The following is a 16,770-nucleotide window of genomic DNA, read 5'->3' as shown; positions in this document are numbered from 1 at the left end:
GGGGGCGGCGCGATGATGGGGCGGACGCATGCCCTGACCGGCTGGTGCGCGGGCTTGGCCCTGGCGCCCGCGGTCGGGGCGGGTTCGGTGCACCAGGCGGTGGTCTTCGCGGCCACCACGGCGGGTTTCGCCCTGCTGCCCGACCTCGACCACCCCGGCGCGAGCGCGTCCCGGCTGCTCGGCTGGCTGACGGGCGCGCTGTCGTGGCTGCTGCGCCGCGTGTCGGCGGCGTTCTACGCGCTGACGAAGGGCCCCCGCGACGAGAAGGTGACGGGCCAGCACCGCCACCTCTCCCACACGATCCTGTTCGCGGCCGGCCTGGGCTTGCTGACGTCGTGGGGCACCGAAGCCGGCGGCCCGTGGGCGGTCGTCGGCGTGGTCATCTTCGGCTTGATGCTGGCGGAAGGCGCGCTGGGCGACTGGCTGCTGCCGGTGAGCGGCGCGGCGGTGGCCTGGTGGTTCTTCACCGCGCCGCCCGACCGGGCCGGCGAGCTCGAGTCCATCACCGGCTGGCTGGGCATCGCCGTGGCCGCGGGCTGCCTGACCCACTGCCTCGGCGACGCGCTGACCGAGTCCGGCTGCCCGTTCCTCTTCCCGCTCCCGATCGCGGGCGAGACCTGGTACGAGCTCGGGCCCCCGAAGGTCCTCCGGTTCAAGACGGGCAAGAAGGTCGAGAAGCGGCTGGTCTTCCCGGTGTTCGTGGTGCTCGCCGTGCTGCTGGTGCCCGGGGTGTGGGACTGGTCGGTGAGCACGTTCGAGCGGCTGTTCATCCCGCCGGCGAGTCAGCAGGCGACAACGCCCTGAACCGCTTGATCCGCTCCGCCGAGGCGGCGGTGTCCGCGTAGTCGCGGGTGTGCGAGATCAGGCCGTCCTTGATCGTCATGACCATCACGTACGACGCCACGAAGGTTTCCCCGCCGAGTTCCTGGTGCAGGTCGAACTCCGCGACGAGCACCGACGGGTCGTTCGTCTCGTGGACGACGACGTTGTCGGCGCCGGTGACCCGCCGGACCCCGGCGGCCGCGTGGAACCGGCGGCGGAGCTCTTCGCGGCCGTGGGTCAGCCGGGGGACGCCGGCCGGGGTGAACGGCATGTCGACGGTGACGTCTTCGGCGTAGAGGTCGGCGAGGTCGTCCCAGCGGTTCTCGACCGAAGCGGCCAGGAAGCGGTCGAACACCTCGCGCGTGCGCAGTGAGGCGAGGGACAGGTTCGGGTAGTCGCGGTACGCCGTGATCTCCCCGCCCGCCACCGTGACCACCCCGACCGACGATGGGCGCCCGGCCACCGCGAGCTCGAGGACGAATCCCGTCTCGGTGACCTGAGCCGCGACTTGGGCCTCGCTTATGCCCAGCGCCCGCGCACGGGCGCCACCCGCGTCGAGCGCGGCGACGATCGCGTCCCGGCCCTCGGTGCGCTGGCCGAGGAACGGCAGCTCGTACACCGCGTCGGCGGCGAACAGGTCCGCGAACGGCGCGGTGTCCAGTGCGGACATCCCTTCGCGGACGCGGGCGGCGATTTCGGGCACGGTGCTTGGCATCGGAATTCTCCTGGAAGACTGGACGTTGAATCGGAACGGTGCACCCGCTTACGACAATACGGAGCCTGCGCTCCGGTTGTCAACGAGGAGACGAACATGGAGAAGATGCGCGCGGACGCGCGGCGCAACCGGGCCAAGGTCCTGGCTGCCGCCGAGGAGGCGTTCGCCGCGGACGGGCTCGCCGTGCCGCTCGACGACATCGCGCGGCTGGCCGGCGTGGGCGCCGGCACCGTCTACCGGCATTTTCCCAGCAAGGAGGCGCTCTTCCAGGCCGTCGTCCTCGAGCGGATCGAGCAGTTCGCCGAAGAGGCCCGGGGGCTCGCCGCCGCCGACGACCCCGGTGAAGTCTTCCTCGACTACTTCGTCCGCGTCATCAAGCAGGCCTCGCTCAACCGGGCCATCTGCGACGCCCTCGCCGAGTCCGGCGGGCACGCCTTCAAGGCCGGCGCGGGCGAAGACTTCCGCTCGGCGCTCGGCGAACTGCTGAAACGCGCCCAGGACGTCGGTGCCGTCCGCCGCGACATCGACGGTGACGACCTGCGGGCGCTGATCGTCGGCTGCCTCGCCGTCGAGCGGTACTCACCGGGCAGCCGGCACCTCGTCCGGATCGTCGTCGACGGGCTGCGGGCGTCAGCCGGGGAGAGCGACGTCGCGTAGCTGCGCCCGGCTGGCGACGCCGAGCTTCGGGAACAGCTTGTAGAGGTGGTAGCCGACGGTCCGCGGGCTGAGGAACAGCCGCGCGCCGATCTCGCGGTTGGACAGCCCGGCCGCGGCCAGTTCCGCGACCTGACGCTCCTGCGCGGTCAGCCGTCCGGCGCCCGGCGCGGACGACCCGGCCGCCCGCAGTTCCCGTCCGGCCGTGGCGGCCCACTCGGCCGCGCCGAGGCTTTCGAACGTCTCGAGCGCCGCCCGCAGTTCGACCTTCGCCTCGGTGATCCGCCGCTCCCGCCGCAGCCGCTGGCCGAGCCGAAGCCGGCCGCGCGCCCGCTCGAACGGCAGGTCCGGAACGGCGACCCACTCCGACACCGCTTCGGCGCGATCGAGCGCGGCCGCCGCGACGACGTCCCGGTGCCCGAGCGCCGAAAGCCGTTCCGCCGCCTCGGCGAACTCGCCGCGGGGAAGGTGCAGCGCGCCCAGTGCCCACCGAGCCTGGGCCGCCGCGAGGGCGTTGTCCTGGGCCGGCGCCTCGCGCAGCACCAGCTCCGCGTACCGGCGACACTCGGCGGCGTCTCCGCGCAGGGCGGCGAGACGCGCGAGGACGGCGTGGGCGTCGGCCACCGTGACGCGTTGCTCGGCCGCGGTCCGCAGCGCCTCGTCCGCGTGTGCCTGGGCGTCGGCCCAGCGGCCCAGGTCGAGTTCGAGCTCGGCCAGCCAGACCAGCAGGACCGCGTAGAGCGCGAGGATTCCGTTGGCGCGCAAGCGTTCCGCGGCGACGAGCCCGAACTCGCGCGTCGCCTGCCAGTGCGGGCCGCGGCGGCTGATCGCCATCGTGACGAGCCAGCGGTGCGCGTGCCGCTCGGTGAGCGTGTCCGGCACGGCGTCGACGATCTGCCACGGATCCGGCGTCTCGCCGTCGCCGATGAGCAGTTCGGCCAAGACGTGGAAGCCGGGCTCGCACGGCAGGGTGGTGATCCGCCGCGCCAGCGCGACGACGTCGTCCCAGCGGTCGCGGTGGTGCGCGGCGTCGATGGCGAGGAACAGCAGCCGGGCGGCGTGGCTGGGATCGGTCCGCCCGGCGACGGCGGTGAGGTGCTCCTGCGCGGCGGCGAGGTTCCCGCTGTAGAGCTCGATCAGCCCGCGCAATCGCCCGGTGAGCGGCCGGGCAACGGGCTCGGGCACCTCGGCGGCCATGACCTCGAGCAGCCGCCGGGCCCGCGCGGGATCCCCGGCTTTCCACGCGGAGTGGGCGGCTTCGCAAAGGCCGTGGGCGTCCATGCTTCGAAGCTAGGGGTGCCGGGCTGAGACACCGTTCAGGTCCCGCATCTTCCGCAGCGGCGACCAGAGCAGGACCACGGCCGACGCCAGCACGCCGGCCGCCGCGATGTGCAGCGTCACCCGCATCCCGAACGCGCTCGCCAGGGCGCCGCCGAGGAGGCTGCCGAGCGGGACGACCCCGAAGACCAGCGTGTGCGTGATCGAGTTGACCCGGCCGAGCAGCTCCGGTGGCGCGACGGCCTGCTGGAAGCTCATGCCGAACACGTTCAGCACGATGACGCCGAAGCTGGCGAAGAACCCGGCGACGACGTAGCAAGTGAGGCCCCAGCCGGGGCCGGTGAACGGGTACAGCTGGTAGGCCAGGCCGTACAGCACCGCCGCGCCCCAGAGTGCCCGCGCGCCACCGATCCGCTCGCCGATCCGCCGCGCGGTGAGCCCGGCGGTGAGGGCGCCGGTCAGCGTCGCCGTGCCGAGCAGCCCGATCGCCCACGGCGAAAGCCCGACGTCGCGAGCGAGGAACACGATGACGATCGCCAGGTGCACCGACTGGAAGAAGCTCGACACGGCCCCGTGCACGCTGATGGCCAGGAGGATCCGGTCGCCGCGGACGACGCGGAGTCCGTCACCGATCTCGCGGAGCAGCCGCCGCGGCCGGGGTTCGGGCCGCACGTCGGGAGTCTCGATCCGACGCAGCCACCACGCCGACCACAGGTAGCTGACGGCGTCGACGGCCAAAGCCGCGGCGTTGCCGAGCGCCTGCACGACCAGCCCGGCCAGGCCGGGACCCGCGACCGCGGCCATCGACAGGTTCGTCTGGAGCCGGGAGTTCGCGTCCGGCAGCTGTTCTCGCTTGACCAGCCGCGGGACGTAGGTCTGGTGCGCGATGTCGAAGAACACGCCGAGCAGTCCGACCCCGAACACCACGACCAGCAGGTGGGGCAACCCGAGCACGCCGAACAGCGCGGCGATCGGGATCGACGCGATCAGCACCGCGCGCCCCACGTCGGCCGCGATCAGCAATGGCCGGTGGCGCATCCGATCGCACCACGCTCCGACCTGCAGGCCGAGCAGCAGGTACGGCAGGCTCTCCGCCGTCCGCAGCAGCGAGACCTCGAAGACCGACGCGCCGAGCGCGGTGACCGCCAGCAGCGGCACCGCCAGCACGTCGACCCGGCTCCCGAGCTGGCTCACGAGATCGGCGAGCCACAGCCGGCGGAAGTCGCGGTTCGCCAGTGCCCCCATGAACCCAACGTGGCACGCTCAGCAAAGTTGAGTCAAGTCGACTCAAGGTGCACGTTGTGTAACAAGAGCTAAGATCGACGCGAGTTGGTCCTCGTACCTGCGCTGCGCGTGGCGAGGGGGTGCCCGGATGAACGGACGACCTACCTGGGGCTCCGCCGCGGTCACCGGGCTGGCGGGTTTCTCCGCCGGGTTGCTCGTGGCCGCGCTGCTCATCGCCGGCCGGGCGGCGCCCAAGCCCGTCGAGCTCACCACTCCGCCGCCCACCACCGTCTCGGCTCTCCCCGTCACCATCACCGCGTCGGTGCCGCCCGCCACCGTCACCTCGGTGGAGACGTCTCCGCCGACCACGACCACGAGCCTCGTCCAGGTGACCGTCGTGCCGACGCCGCCGACGACGGCCACCACGCCGACCTCGACGTCGTCCGCGCTTCCGCTGACCAGCGGGTGGCGTGACTGACCCGTGCAACCCGCGCGGCCGCGGCTCCGTCCAGACCGCATGCGAAGGATTCCGTGGATCGCGGTGCTTCTCGTCGCCGGCTGCGGCCAGGCGGGCAGCGGCGGAGTCGCCTGCCCGGACATCGGCACCCGGGTCGGCATCGGCCTCATCGTCCCGGACCCCGCCGGCGTCACGCGCGCGACGCTCGACGCCTGCTGGGGCGACCACTGCGTCACGCGCCCGGTCGACCTGCAACCGGAGACGGCCGCCGGTCCCACGTCCTGCACCGGAACCAGCCCGGACGCCGCCTGCGGCGCCTCGATGGTCCCGACCGGCGGCCTCCAGGGCTTCGCCGACATCCCCGGCCTGCCCGCCGAGCCGGTCAAGGTGACCGTCCGGTTCGACGACGGCCGCCGCCCGCACACCGTCACCGTCACGCCCGGCTTCCTGCACCCGGGCGGCCCCGCCTGCGGGCAGGGCGGCCCGCAGGCCCAGCTCGTGGCCGGCGCCGGCCACGAGCTGAAACCGCGTTAGCCGACGTCGCGGCGGCGCCAGCCCACCAGGCCGGCCGCCAGCGCGACGGCCGCGACCGCCAGCAGCCAGACCAGCGGCGTCGCGACGAACTCCTGGCCGGGGAGCTTCGGCGGGTGCTGGAACGGCGACACGTCCAGGACCGCCTGCGGCAGGTTGACGACCGGGCCGAACAGGCTGAGCAGCAGCGCCAGCGCGCCCACCGCCCAGGCTGCGGCGGAAAACTCCGGCACCAGCCCGAAGATCGCCACCGCCAGCGCGACGACGACCCAGGCCGCCGGCAGCTGGACGAGCATCCCGGCGAGCGTGTCGCCGATCGAGCCGCCGACGTCGCCGGTGCGCAACCCGTTGGCCAGCCCCATGAACAGGCCGCCGCTGAGCAGCAGCAACGCCGTCCCGAGGAACGCGAACACCAGGTGGCCGCCCGCCCAGCGCAGCTTGCCGACGCTCGTGGCCAGCACCGGCTCGAGCCGGATCGCCGTCTCCTCGCCGCGCATCCGCAGCACCGCCTGGACCCCGTACAGCGACGCGACCATGGCGAACATCCCGGCCATCGCGGCCAGGAACGCCTGCGTCAGCGCGTGGCTGCCGCCGAGCCGTTCGAAGATCTGCTGCGCCTGCGGGCTCGACCCGACGAGGTCGCCGATGCCGCTGGCGATCGAGCCGAACACCGCGCCGACCACGGCTGTGCCGATCGTCCAGCCGAGCAGCGGCCCGCGGTGCAGCCGCCAGGCCAGCGCCAGCGGCGACCGCAGGCTCGCCGCCGCCCGGGCCGGACCCGGGCGCTGCGGCAGGATGCCGACCCCGACGTCGCGCCGGGGGAGCAGCCAGTAGCCCGCCGCGCCGACGACCAGCGCGAACGCCACCGGCAGCAGGAGCACCCACCAGCGTTCGCCGGCGAACGCGCGGACCTGCTGCACCCAGCCGATCGGCGACAGCCACGACAGCCAGCGGGCGTCCACAGTGGAATCCCCGGCGCCGCGCAGCAGGAACGCCGCGCCGACGACGGCGGTGCCGATCCCGTTGGCCGTGCGGGAGTACTCCGCGAGCTGGACGGCGACCGCCGCGACCGCGGTGAACACCAGGCCCGCCAACGCTTCCGACGCGCCGAAGGCGACCGAACCGGCGGCGGGCAGGCCGGCGCCGATCATGCTGACCGCCTGGACGAGCCCGATCAGCACGCTCGCGCCGCCCGCCACCAGCAGCGCCGCCGTCAGCGCCGCGTACCGGCCGACGACCGCGGACGCGAGCAGCTCAGCGCGCCCGGTGTCCTCCTCGGCGCGGGTGTGCCGGGTGACCGTGAAGACCACCATCAGCCCGGTCAGCAGCGCCAGGAAACCGGCCATGCGCCAGGCGATGAACCCGCCGGCGGTGGTCAGGTCGAACGGCGGCCCGTAGAGCAGCGCGTACGACGGGTTGGTGTTCGCGCCGGCCTGCAGGGCCAGCCGGTCGGCGACCGTCGGGTAGAACTGCGTGAACGTGTTGACCGTGCTCGCCGGGACGATGCTCAGCAGCACGATCCAGATCGGCAGGACCACGCGGTCGCGGCGCAGCGCGAGCCGGGTGAGGTGCCAGGTGCCGGCCAGTTCGTGGGCGGGCGCGACCTCGGCTTCGGCGCGGGAGAGCGTCCCGGTCATTTCGCGCTCGCTTCGGTGGTGTAGTGCCGCAGGAACAGCTCCTCCAGCGTCGGCGGCTGGCTGACGAGGCTGCGGACGCCCACTTCGGTGAGCCGGCGCAGGGCTTCGTCGAGCGAGCGCGTCTCGACGTCGAAGCGGACGCGGTTGCCCTCGACCTTGAGGTCGTGGATGTTGGCCAGCTTCGTCAGCCCGTTCGGCGGGCCGGCCAGCTCGGCGGTGATCGACGTCCGGGTCAGGTGGCGCAGCTCGGCGAGGGTGCCGGACTCGACGGTCTTCCCGTTGCGGATGATGCTGACCTTGTCGCACAGCGCCTCGACCTCGGCGAGGATGTGGCTGGAGAGCAGCACGGTCCGGCCCTGCTCGCGCTCCTCCTGGATGGCGTCCTGGAACATCGCCTCCATCAGCGGGTCGAGGCCGGACGTCGGCTCGTCGAGGATCAGCAGGTCCACGCGCGACGCGAGCGCGGCGACGATGGCGACCTTCTGCCGGTTGCCCTTCGAGTACGTCCGCCCCTTCTTCTTCGGGTCGAGGTCGAACCGCTCGATGAGGTCGGCGCGGCGCTTTTCGTCGAGCCCGCCGCGCAGGCGGCCGAGCAGGTCGATCACCTCGCCGCCCGAGAGGTTGGGCCAGAGGTTGACGTCGCCGGGCACGTAGGCCAGGCGGCGGTGCAGGCTCGCCGCGTCCTTCCAGGGGTCGCCGCCGAGCAGCCGGACGTCCCCGGAGTCCGCGTGGAGCAGGCCGAGCAGGACCCGGACGGTCGTCGACTTCCCGGAGCCGTTCGGGCCGAGGAAGCCGTGCACCTCCCCAGCGGGTACCTGCAGGTCGAGGCCGTCGAGGGCCTTCGTCCGGCCGAACGACTTGTGCAGGTCGACGACCGAAATGGCATTTTCCATGCTTCGGAAGCTACACTTGCTTCACAAAGTTGTGAAGTTAAGAAAGTGTCTAGATTGAGTGATCTTGGGGGAGGGGTACGGGAGGATGGGCCGATGACGACGCCTGACACGAAGAGAGACGAAGACGCCGTCCGTCGTTACGTCGAGAGCCTCGGGCTCGTGCTCTCGCAGATCGGGATGCAGCGCATGCCCGCGCGGGTGTTCGCCGCGCTGATGACCACCGACGACGCCCGGCTGACCGCCGCGGACCTGGCGTCGCAGCTGTCGGTGAGCCCGGCGGCCGTCTCCGGCGCCGTGCGCTACCTCGAACAGATCGGCCTGGTCGCCAAGGAGCGCGAGCCCGGCGAGCGCCGCGACCACTACCGCCTCTACGACGACCTCTGGTACGCCACGTTCCTCAAGCGCGACCGCATGATCATCATGTGGCGCGACGCGGCCGAGAACGGCATCGAGGCGCTCGGCGAGGACTCGCCCGCCGGGAAGCGGCTCGCCGAGATGCGGGACTTCCTGTCGTTCATGCTGGTCGAGCTGAACGGCATGTACGAGCGCTGGCACAAGCTCCGCGAAGAGAAGAACGCCTAGAGAGCCGCGAGCAGGGTGTCCGCGAGCCGGCCGGCGAGGTCGTCCGGCTCGGTCTCCTCGAAGGTGGCCAGGAACGCCTGCTGGAAGCACGCGCCGAGGAGCAGGGCCGCAACCGCCTCGACGTCGGTGTCCGCGTTGAGTCTCCCCAGCGCCACCTCGGCGCGCAGGTAGTCCTCGACGCCCTTCAGCGGGATGCGCGGCCCGGCGCCGCCCACGCGGTCCCGGTGCGAGCGCAGCAGCTCCCGGGACGAGAACATCGAGATGGCGATCGGGAAGCTGTCGGTGTAGAACGCCAGGCCGAGCCGTGCGACGCGGACGAGGTTGTCCCGCAGCGGAGCCCGCCCGGGGTCGGCGGTCAGCTCGGCCAGGGTGGCGCCCAGCGCGGGCAGCTCGTCGGAGAGCACGCTGAGGAACAGGTCGGTCTTGTCGCGGAAGTGCTTGTAGAGCATCGCCTCCGAGTAGCCCGCGGTCCGCGCGATGACCTTCGTCGTCGCGTGAGCGTAGCCCTGCTCGCGCATCACCTTCGCGGCCGCGGCGACGATCTCCTCACGGCTTCCCATGGCGGCTCCTGAGTGCGTTCTCAGCTCGGTTAGTAAACACTCACCCTACCTGGTGAGTGTTTACTAACCATCGAGGAGACACCATGCGGATCACTGTCCTGGGGGCGACCGGCGGCGTCGGCGGCGAGGTCGTCAAGCAGGCCCTGGAGCGGGGCTGGGACGTCACGGCCGTCGTCCGCGACGCGGCCCGGTTCACGCAGCCGGCCCACGTCGTCGTCGCCGGCCTGAACGACCACGACAAACTGGCGGCCGCGATCGAGGGGCGCGACGCGGTGATCTCCGCCGTGGGGTCCCGCGACCGCGGGCCGACGACCGTCTGCGCGGACGGTGCCCGCGCGGCGATCGAGGCCGGCGCGAAGCGCCTGCTGGTCGTCAGCGCCAGCGGCATGCACACCGAGGGGGACGGCTTCTTCACCCGCACGCTGGTGAAACCGCTGCTCAACACCTTCCTCAAGCACGGCTGGGCCGACATGCTCGCGATGGAGGACGTCGTGACGGCGTCCGGCGTGGACTGGACGGTGGTCCGCCCGCCGATGCTGCTCGACGGCCCCCGCACGGGCAAGGTCGCGAGCCGGCTCGACGGGAACGTCCGCACCTTCACGATCCGGCGCGCCGACGTCGCGGCGTACCTGCTCGACGCCGTGGCGGACCCCACGCTGAGCAGGGCGAAGGTTTCGATCGCCCACGGCTAACTTCGAAGGATGGTGATCCTGGCTCAAGCCCTGTACGTCAAGCGCACGACCCCGCGGCTCCCGGGAGCCGCGGGACCGACCGAGGGGCTCGTGCCGGGCGACGGCGAACCCTTCCGGCTCGCCGTGCTCGGTGAGTCCACTGTGGACGGCGTCGGCGCGGCGAACCACGAGGAAGCGCTCACCGGCTGCCTCGCCCGCGAGCTCGCGCGCGGCGGCCGCGCGGTGCGGTGGCAGGCGGTCGGGCAGACCGGCGCCAACGCGCGGGTCGTCCGCACCGAGCTGGTCCCCCTGGTCCACCCGGCCGACCTGGTCGTGGTCGCCCTCGGCGTCAACGACACCATCGAGCTCCGGACGGCCCCGGCGTACCGCCGTGACCTGCTGGAACTGGTCGTCGAGCTGCGGCGGCGGCTCGGCCCGGTCGACGTCCTGCTGGCCGGCGTCCCGCCGATGTCCCGCTTCCCGGCGCTGCCGCGGCCGCTGCGGGACGTCCTCGCCGCCCGCTCGACCGCCCTCGACAGGGCCGCCGCGGCCCTCGCGAAGCTCCCCGGCGTCCGGCACGTGCCGATGGACCCCGCCCTGCTCGACCCGGCCGCCTTCGCGTCCGACCGCTTTCACCCGGGACCCGCCGGGTACGCCCGCTGGGCGCGAAATCTCGCACTCCCCGTGATCAGTTAGCCGCGCTGCGTCGATCTTCGGAAAAAGTTCGAGATTCGGGTATCTGGCGGTGCCGCCACCGCGTCCTGTGGGGCAGCCAAGCACGGAGATGGGAACGAGGCAGGGGGTGCCGAGTTCGGAAATGCGCGGTGCCCGGGAGCCGAGGGGGCTACCGGACACCGTAGGCCGGGTGCCCTTCGGGGGAGGGGACATCCGGCGGGGCCCGTTGGGGAGCGGGTCCTTGAGGGAGGGGAGTACCGGTCGGCGCGGGTTCACCCGCTCGCGTCGGCCGGTACCTCCCGCAGCCACGTGACCGCGAGCGCGACCGACGAAGTAAGTGACTTGATGTATCCGAGATCCACCTGCACGCTCCTTCCCCCCGAAGGACCCGCGATACTGCCGTTGCCGACTCGAAGACTTTTCCGAAGAGGGGCAGATACCGTGACCGACGTGCAGACCACAGAGGTAGACCCGCCGTGGGAGGGCTTGACCGGCGCCGAGCTGCACGCCGCGTGCATGCGCGCGGCCCGCGACGGCGACCGCCGGGCGATGGACCGCCTGGTCGCCGAGCTGACCCCGCTGGTCTGGCACGTCGCCCGCGCCAACGGTCTCGACCGCTCGGTCGCCGAGGACGTCGTCCAGACCGTGTGGCTGGCGTTGTTCAGCCAGCTCGGCAAGCTCCGCGACCCCAAAGCCCTCGCCGCCTGGCTCATCACGACCACCCGGCGCGAAGCCACCCACCCCTTCGGCCGCCGCATCCAGCCGGTGCCCTTGAGCGACGAAGTCGCCGAGGCCATGCCGAGCACCCAACCGGCACCTGAAGACGAAGCCGTCCGCGCCGACCGCGACCGCCGGGTCTGGCGCGCCTTCGTCCGGCTGCCCCAACGCTGTCAGGAACTGCTCCGGCTGACCGTCCTCGCGGGTCGCGCGGAGTACCAGCTCGTCGCCGAGGCGCTGCGCATGCCACGCGGCAGCGTCGGACCGACCAGGGGGCGCTGCCTCGACCAGATGCGCGATCTCCTCGCCAGTGAAGGGGGAAGCCGATGAACGACCTCGGAGCGCCGGGCGAGGCCTATTCCGATGACCTGATCCTGGCCGGCATCGGCCGCTTCCTCGACGAACTGGACCCGCCACCGGGTGACCTGGTGCAGCGGGTCCAGTTCGCGCTCGCCCTCGAAGACCTCGACGTCGAGGTCGCGCGGTGGGAGCGGCTGGACAACCTCGCCGGCGTGCGCGGCGGCGGCACCGGGACGATCACCTTCACCGTCAGCGACCTGACCGTGATGATCAACCTGACCAAGATGGGCAAGCTGCACCGCATCGACGGCTGGCTGGTGCCCGCCGGCCAGTACGGCGTCGAGGTGCGCGTCGCCGAGCACGGCACGACGTCCACGACCGCCGACGAAGGCGGCCGGTTCGTCCTGGACAACGTGCCGCGCGGGACGACGCAGATCCTCGTGCACCTCGGTGACGTGTCGTGCCGCCGGACGGTCGTGACGCCGACGGTGGTGCTTTAACCCAGGAAGTCGGCGAGGGGGACGGGCGTCAACCCGTCCTTCTTCGCCTGCTCGACGAACGCCGTGTAGTCCTCTTTGAAGGTCTTGCGGAAGTGCATGAGCACGACGTCGCCCGGCTTGAGCTTGTCGCCGGACTGGAACTGGACGTGCCCGTCGTTGACCGCGGCCGTCCACAGCACCGAGACGCGCATCCCGCACGCCGCCGCCGCGCGCAGCGTGTTCTGGTCGTAGCTGCCGAACGGCGGCCGGAACAGCGACGGCCGCACGCCGAGGCTCTTGGCGAAGTCGTCGGCGTCGTCGCAGATCTCCTTGCGCTGGAACTCGAAGGGCTTGCCCTTGAGGTTCGGGTGGTCGACCGTGTGGTCGCCGAGGGTCGCGCCGGTCGCGTCGAGGATCTGCTTGAAGTAGGCCTCGTGGCCCTTCACGTACTTCTCGTTCAGGAACAGCACGGGGTGGGTGCCGTTCTGCTGCATCAGCTTGAGGGCGTCCGGGTCCTTGACCGCGCCGTCGTCCATGGTCAGGAAGACGTACGGCTTGTCGGTGGTGATCCGGCGGACCACCGGGACTTGGCCGTTCGCGACTGCCGGTGCCTTCTGCTGGACCGTGCCGAACGGGTACGGCGCCGAGGTCGTGCCCCCGGGGCCGCCGCCCGGCGCCGGGTTGGGTTCGCTGGTGCCGGACCCCTTCTGGGTCGGCCCGCTCGTCGAACAGGCGGTCAATGCCAATGCCGCGGCGATGACCACGGCTGCGACGCGCTTCATCCCGCGTCCCCCTTTCGCGTAGTAAAGACTACCCGAAAGAGTGACGTCGGAGGGTGGGGTGAAGTTGCGTTGACCGATCTTGTGTGGCCGGGACCACCCAGGTCAGCGTCCTGTTTCCGCCGCCTTGACCAGCTTGCCGGAGAAGAGCCTGATCACCCGTTCGAGTCCAGCGGCGAGGATCGGGCCGCTGCCCTTGACCGGCTCGGTGAACGACCCGGTCCACCGCAGGTGCGTGCCGCCGTCGGCGGTCGGCGTGAGCAGCACCTCGGCCCGGTAGTCCTTGATCGGGTTGGCACCGAAGAACGTGTAGACGTGCTTGCGGCCGGGTTCGTACTCGACCGTCTCCTCGCGGATCAGCACGGGCCAGAGGCCGACCTCGCGGACGGCGCCGACGCCGGGGCCGGGCCGCTTCCAGCGAGCCTGGACGATGAGTGGCTTTCCCCACTCCGCCCAGCGCGGGCCTTCGGCCTCGCGTGCGAACAACGCCTCCGGCGGAGCCGTGCTCGTGCGGTTGACCTCGAAGGAGAACTTGCGGCCCACCGGAACCTCCCACGTTGTTGACAGATTGATAATTAAGCGTTCCCGGCAGCGTAGGTCAAGATGGGGGCGTGAGCACGCCGCGTCCCGACATCGCCGCGCCGCACTGGCTGACCCAGCTCCTGCGCAGCAAGCCGGTCCCGGTGCCGTGGAACATGGTCGCCCGCGCGGTGATCGCGCTGGCCGTGCCGCTCGCCGTCGCGTACGCGGCCGGGGACATCGCTGTCGGCGCGCTGATCTCGACCGGCGCGCTGCCCGCCGTGCTGTCCGAATCCGCCGGTCCGTACCGCTACCGCGCGCGACGCCTGGGCGGCGCGACCCTCGCGGCGACGGCCGGGTACGTCGTCGGCCTGCTCACCGGCGGTACGCCCGCGCTGTCCGTGCCCGCGGTGATCCTGGTCGCGGCGGTGTCCGCGCTGATCAGCGCGGCCGGCAGCAACGCCTCGGTCGCCGGGCTGCAGATGTTCGTGTTCTGCGTCATCGGCACCGGCCAGCACGCGACCGGCGTGCGCGTCGAGGTCCTGTTCGGCTTCTTCTGCCTCGGTGCCGTGTGGAGCCTGGCGGTGGCGCTCGCGAGCTGGACGTTCCGGGCGACCAGCCCCGAACGCACCGCTGTCGCGCACGTCTACGTCGAGCTGGCCGCGATGCTCTCGGCGACCGACGAAGCCGTCTCGCGCGTCGCCCGGCACCGGCTGACCACGGCCATGAACACCGCCTACGACCAGCTTCTCACCGCGCGTTCGTGGCTGTCCGGCCGCGACGCCGCGTACCGCCAGCTGCTCAACCTGCTCTCGGCGACGACACCCGCGGTCGAGGCATCGGTGGCGATGGTCAACGCCGGCCGCCGCCCGCCCCAGGACGTCATCGACCACTTCGTCGCTTTGTCGGCATCGGTGCTGGCCAGCCAGCCGCTACCGGAACCGCCGCCGATGCCGGACGACGAAGGTGACCCGCTGCTCGCCGCGTTGTACGCGGGTCTCGTCCGGATCGGCCAGGGCGACGACCGCAAGCGCCGCGAGCCGACGCCCTGGTACCGGCGACTGCGGACGTGGGCGGGCTCGCTCGCGTCCGGCCCGCTGACGTGGATCGCCGCGCTGCGGCTGACGTTGTGCGTCGCGATCGCCGAAGTCGTCGGGTTGCTGGTGCCGCTGGAGCGGTCGTACTGGCTGACCCTGACCGTCGGGATCGTCCTCAAGCCGGACTTCGGCTCGGTCTTCGGCCGCGCGGTGCTGCGCGGGATCGGCACGGTCGTCGGTGTCGGGGTGGGTGCCGTCGTGCTCGGCGTCGGCGGGCACGGCTGGCTGCTGGTCGCGCTGATCGCGATCTTCGCCGGCGGCGTCGCGGTCGGGAAGGTGCGCAACTACGGCATCCTCAGCGCGTTCGTGACGCCGTTGATCATCCTGCAGATGGACCTGGCGAACACCGGCAGCTGGAACGTCGTGCTCGCGCGGCTGGTCGACACCGTCCTGGGTTGCGCGATCGTGCTCGTGTTCGGCTACCTGCTCTGGCCGGGCAGCCGCCGTCCGCAGGTCGGCGGCCGGCTGGCGGACGGGCTGGACGCGGTCGCGAAGTACGTCTCGCGCGCGCTGGTCGAGGCCTCGTCCGGGGACGCCCGGCTGGCGCGGTCGCGGGCCCGTCGCGGCGCCTACCGGGCGCTGGCCGACCTGCGGACGGCGTTCCAGCAGGTCGTCGTCGAGCCGTCGGCGAACGGCCGCCAGGCGGTGGCGTGGTGGCCGGTCATCGCCGCGCAGGAACGTGTCGCGGACGCCGTCACCGAAGTCGGCGTGACGATCGGCCGGGGCGCCGCACCGCCCGCGTCCGGCGACGTCGAGCTGCTCACCGCCGCTCTGGACGAGCTGGCGTCGGCGATCCGCGAGCAGCGCGAGCCGCGGTCGATGCCGCTGCCGGACGGCCCGCAGCTGGCCGGCGTGGTCGACCAGCTGGAGTCGGCGTTCGACGCCGTCCGCGGGCCCGACCTGGTGGAACGCACGCCGTTGCGGCTGGTCCGGCGGTTCCTGCCCTACCACCGGCGCACCTGACGTCCGTGCTGTTCAATTGCGCCATGGGAATCGACTTCGATGCGTTGAAGGGCAAGGCCGAAGAGGCCCTGCGGGAGCACGGCGACAAGATCGAGGACGGCCTCGACAAGGCGGGTGAGTTCGCCAAGTCGAAGTTCGCCGGGCACGACGAGCAGATCGACAGCGGCATCGAGAAGGCGAAGAGCTTCCTCGACAAGTTCGACGACAAGCCGGACAACCCGCCGGCCCAGTAGCAGCTACTGGACTTCGCCGGTCGCGATCCCGTCCGCGAGGCCGGTGATCCGGCCGCCGCGCTCGCCGAGCGCGATCAGGCCCTGCCGCGCGTCCGGTGCCGAAAGGCTGATCCGGACGCCGGCGCGGTCGACGTCGAGGCTGGCGGCGAGCGCTTGCGCGCCTTCGTAACCGGCGTTGATCGTGGCCGCCAGCCCGCCGGTCGACGCGAGCGAGCCGCGCGCGGCGCCGAGCCGGCCGAGGGCTTCGTCGACGATCGGCAGCAGCGCGTCCCGGTTGCCTTCGGTCATCGCGCGCACGAGGTGCGGGTTCGAACCCGCGACCCGCGTGCCGTCGCGGTAGGACCCGGCGGCCAGCGACATGGCCAGTGGCCCGCCCTCGGCGCCGATCGTGGCGAGGATCGCGGCGAACAGGTGCGGCAGGTGCGAGATCCGGGCGACGGCTTCGTCGTGCGACTCCGCGGGCAGCGGGACGACGTGCGCCCCGACGTCCAGCACGAACCCCGCGACCTCGGCCCAGGCTTCGAGGTCGGTGTCGTCTTCGACCGCGACGACCCAGGCGGCGCCTTGGAACAGCGCGGCGTCCCCGGCCAGCCAGCCCGAGCTCGACGTCCCGGCCATCGGGTGCCCGCCGACGTACCGCGTGTACGGCACGCGGCGGCGGACGGCGTCCAGGACCGGCGCTTTCACGCTGGTCACGTCGGTGAGCAGGCAGTGCGACGCGTGCTGGGACACCAGGCGCAGCAGGTCTTCGACCGCGGGCAGCGGCACGGCCAGCACGACCATCGCGTCGTCGGCGGCGGCCCGGTGCAGCGCGGCTTCGACGTCCGTCGTGACGTCGTAACCCGCTCTGCTGGCCGCGTCGGCGTCCACTTCGGAAACCGCGGCGCCGAACGCCGTGCGGCCGCTGGCGGCCGCGGCGCGCAGCAGCGACCCGCCGATCAGCCCGAGCCCGATCACGCATACGTCTCGCACGGCGCCCATCCT

20 protein-coding genes are annotated in these 16,770 nt (G+C 72.2%); 11 read left to right on the top strand and 9 right to left on the bottom strand.

Features of this window, described 5'->3' with window-relative positions; all coding sequences use genetic code 11:
- Positions 1-15 precede the first annotated feature (15 nt).
- The gene (locus ACZ7OH_RS11915) at positions 16-804 is read left to right on the top strand and encodes a metal-dependent hydrolase (protein ID WP_470280881.1); all 789 of its coding nucleotides are present in this window, start codon (positions 16-18) and stop codon (positions 802-804) included.
- Here the strand turns inward: ACZ7OH_RS11915 and ACZ7OH_RS11910 are convergent.
- Entirely contained in the window at positions 767-1,537 is a 771-nt protein-coding gene (locus tag ACZ7OH_RS11910; protein ID WP_470280776.1) for a nuclear transport factor 2 family protein, read from the bottom strand. The genes ACZ7OH_RS11915 and ACZ7OH_RS11910 overlap by 38 nt on opposite strands.
- A gap of 96 nt (positions 1,538-1,633) precedes the next feature.
- Between ACZ7OH_RS11910 and ACZ7OH_RS11905 the strand changes: the two genes are divergently transcribed.
- Positions 1,634-2,194: a TetR/AcrR family transcriptional regulator gene (locus tag ACZ7OH_RS11905; protein ID WP_470280775.1), complete on the top strand. Its 561-nt coding sequence runs from the start codon at positions 1,634-1,636 to the stop codon at positions 2,192-2,194.
- On the opposite strand, the gene ACZ7OH_RS11900 is transcribed toward ACZ7OH_RS11905, so the two are convergent.
- Both ACZ7OH_RS11900 and ACZ7OH_RS11895 read right to left on the bottom strand, forming a co-directional pair.
- On the bottom strand, positions 2,168-3,472 hold the full coding sequence (locus ACZ7OH_RS11900; protein ID WP_470280774.1) for a LuxR C-terminal-related transcriptional regulator: 1,305 nt from the start codon (positions 3,470-3,472) through the stop codon (positions 2,168-2,170). The two genes, ACZ7OH_RS11905 and ACZ7OH_RS11900, sit on opposite strands and share 27 nt — an antisense overlap.
- 9 nt (positions 3,473-3,481) lie before the next feature.
- Positions 3,482-4,714 (bottom strand): MFS transporter, encoded by a 1,233-nt coding sequence (locus ACZ7OH_RS11895; RefSeq protein WP_470280773.1) that lies wholly within the window; start codon positions 4,712-4,714, stop codon positions 3,482-3,484.
- A gap of 127 nt (positions 4,715-4,841) precedes the next feature.
- On the opposite strand from ACZ7OH_RS11895, the gene ACZ7OH_RS11890 reads away from it, so the two are divergent.
- Positions 4,842-5,171, top strand: coding sequence for a hypothetical protein (locus tag ACZ7OH_RS11890; RefSeq protein WP_470280772.1), 330 nt, complete (start codon positions 4,842-4,844; stop codon positions 5,169-5,171).
- Positions 5,172-5,234: 63 nt separating this feature from the next.
- On the top strand, positions 5,235-5,684 hold the full coding sequence (locus tag ACZ7OH_RS11885) for a hypothetical protein (protein ID WP_470280771.1): 450 nt from the start codon (positions 5,235-5,237) through the stop codon (positions 5,682-5,684).
- On the opposite strand, the gene ACZ7OH_RS11880 is transcribed toward ACZ7OH_RS11885, so the two are convergent.
- Both ACZ7OH_RS11880 and ACZ7OH_RS11875 read right to left on the bottom strand, forming a co-directional pair.
- A complete protein-coding gene (locus tag ACZ7OH_RS11880) occupies positions 5,681-7,318 on the bottom strand; it encodes an ABC transporter permease (protein WP_470280770.1) in 1,638 nt (545 codons plus the stop codon). The genes ACZ7OH_RS11885 and ACZ7OH_RS11880 overlap by 4 nt on opposite strands.
- Positions 7,315-8,211, bottom strand: coding sequence for an ABC transporter ATP-binding protein (locus tag ACZ7OH_RS11875; RefSeq protein ID WP_470280769.1), 897 nt, complete (start codon positions 8,209-8,211; stop codon positions 7,315-7,317). The genes ACZ7OH_RS11880 and ACZ7OH_RS11875 overlap by 4 nt, the downstream gene beginning before the upstream one ends.
- Positions 8,212-8,304: 93 nt before the next feature.
- Here ACZ7OH_RS11875 and ACZ7OH_RS11870 point away from each other — a divergent pair, with 93 nt between their 5' ends.
- Positions 8,305-8,793, top strand: a complete 489-nt coding sequence (locus ACZ7OH_RS11870; protein ID WP_400901312.1) for a GbsR/MarR family transcriptional regulator — start codon at positions 8,305-8,307, stop codon at positions 8,791-8,793.
- On the opposite strand, the gene ACZ7OH_RS11865 is transcribed toward ACZ7OH_RS11870, so the two are convergent.
- Complete coding sequence (locus ACZ7OH_RS11865; RefSeq protein ID WP_470280768.1) at positions 8,790-9,353, bottom strand: TetR/AcrR family transcriptional regulator; 564 nt, start codon at positions 9,351-9,353, stop codon at positions 8,790-8,792. The genes ACZ7OH_RS11870 and ACZ7OH_RS11865 overlap by 4 nt on opposite strands.
- Before the next feature lie 83 nt (positions 9,354-9,436).
- Between ACZ7OH_RS11865 and ACZ7OH_RS11860 the strand changes: the two genes are divergently transcribed.
- From ACZ7OH_RS11860 to ACZ7OH_RS11845, 4 genes are all read left to right on the top strand, one after another.
- Positions 9,437-10,045, top strand: coding sequence for an NAD(P)-dependent oxidoreductase (locus ACZ7OH_RS11860; protein ID WP_470280767.1), 609 nt, complete (start codon positions 9,437-9,439; stop codon positions 10,043-10,045).
- A 9-nt stretch (positions 10,046-10,054) separates the two neighbouring features.
- Positions 10,055-10,720 (top strand): SGNH/GDSL hydrolase family protein, encoded by a 666-nt coding sequence (locus ACZ7OH_RS11855; RefSeq protein ID WP_470280766.1) that lies wholly within the window; start codon positions 10,055-10,057, stop codon positions 10,718-10,720.
- A gap of 420 nt (positions 10,721-11,140) precedes the next feature.
- Positions 11,141-11,746 carry an RNA polymerase sigma factor gene (locus ACZ7OH_RS11850; protein WP_086673579.1) on the top strand — a complete coding sequence of 202 codons (606 nt, stop codon included), beginning with the start codon at positions 11,141-11,143 and terminating at the stop codon, positions 11,744-11,746.
- Positions 11,743-12,216, top strand: coding sequence for a carboxypeptidase regulatory-like domain-containing protein (locus ACZ7OH_RS11845; protein ID WP_470280765.1), 474 nt, complete (start codon positions 11,743-11,745; stop codon positions 12,214-12,216). The genes ACZ7OH_RS11850 and ACZ7OH_RS11845 overlap by 4 nt, the downstream gene beginning before the upstream one ends.
- Here the strand turns inward: ACZ7OH_RS11845 and ACZ7OH_RS11840 are convergent.
- Positions 12,213-12,959, bottom strand: coding sequence for a polysaccharide deacetylase family protein (locus ACZ7OH_RS11840; protein WP_470280880.1), 747 nt, complete (start codon positions 12,957-12,959; stop codon positions 12,213-12,215). The genes ACZ7OH_RS11845 and ACZ7OH_RS11840 overlap by 4 nt on opposite strands.
- A 120-nt stretch (positions 12,960-13,079) precedes the next feature.
- Positions 13,080-13,517, bottom strand: coding sequence for an SRPBCC family protein (locus tag ACZ7OH_RS11835; protein ID WP_372667865.1), 438 nt, complete (start codon positions 13,515-13,517; stop codon positions 13,080-13,082).
- A 68-nt stretch (positions 13,518-13,585) separates the two neighbouring features.
- On the opposite strand from ACZ7OH_RS11835, the gene ACZ7OH_RS11830 reads away from it, so the two are divergent.
- Together ACZ7OH_RS11830 and ACZ7OH_RS11825 are read left to right on the top strand one after the other, a co-directional pair.
- Positions 13,586-15,553 carry an FUSC family protein gene (locus tag ACZ7OH_RS11830; protein ID WP_470280764.1) on the top strand — a complete coding sequence of 656 codons (1,968 nt, stop codon included), beginning with the start codon at positions 13,586-13,588 and terminating at the stop codon, positions 15,551-15,553.
- Between the two features lie 23 nt (positions 15,554-15,576).
- The gene (locus ACZ7OH_RS11825; RefSeq protein ID WP_400901300.1) at positions 15,577-15,786 is read left to right on the top strand and encodes an antitoxin; all 210 of its coding nucleotides are present in this window, start codon (positions 15,577-15,579) and stop codon (positions 15,784-15,786) included.
- A gap of 3 nt (positions 15,787-15,789) precedes the next feature.
- Here the strand turns inward: ACZ7OH_RS11825 and ACZ7OH_RS11820 are convergent, their stop codons facing one another.
- Entirely contained in the window at positions 15,790-16,767 is a 978-nt protein-coding gene (locus ACZ7OH_RS11820) for a prephenate dehydrogenase (protein ID WP_470280763.1), read from the bottom strand.
- Positions 16,768-16,770 lie beyond the last annotated feature (3 nt).

Source organism: Amycolatopsis sp. NPDC114478, assembly GCF_055633805.1.
Note: the sequence above shows the minus strand (reverse complement) of the source record. Positions and strands in the feature narration are given on the sequence as shown.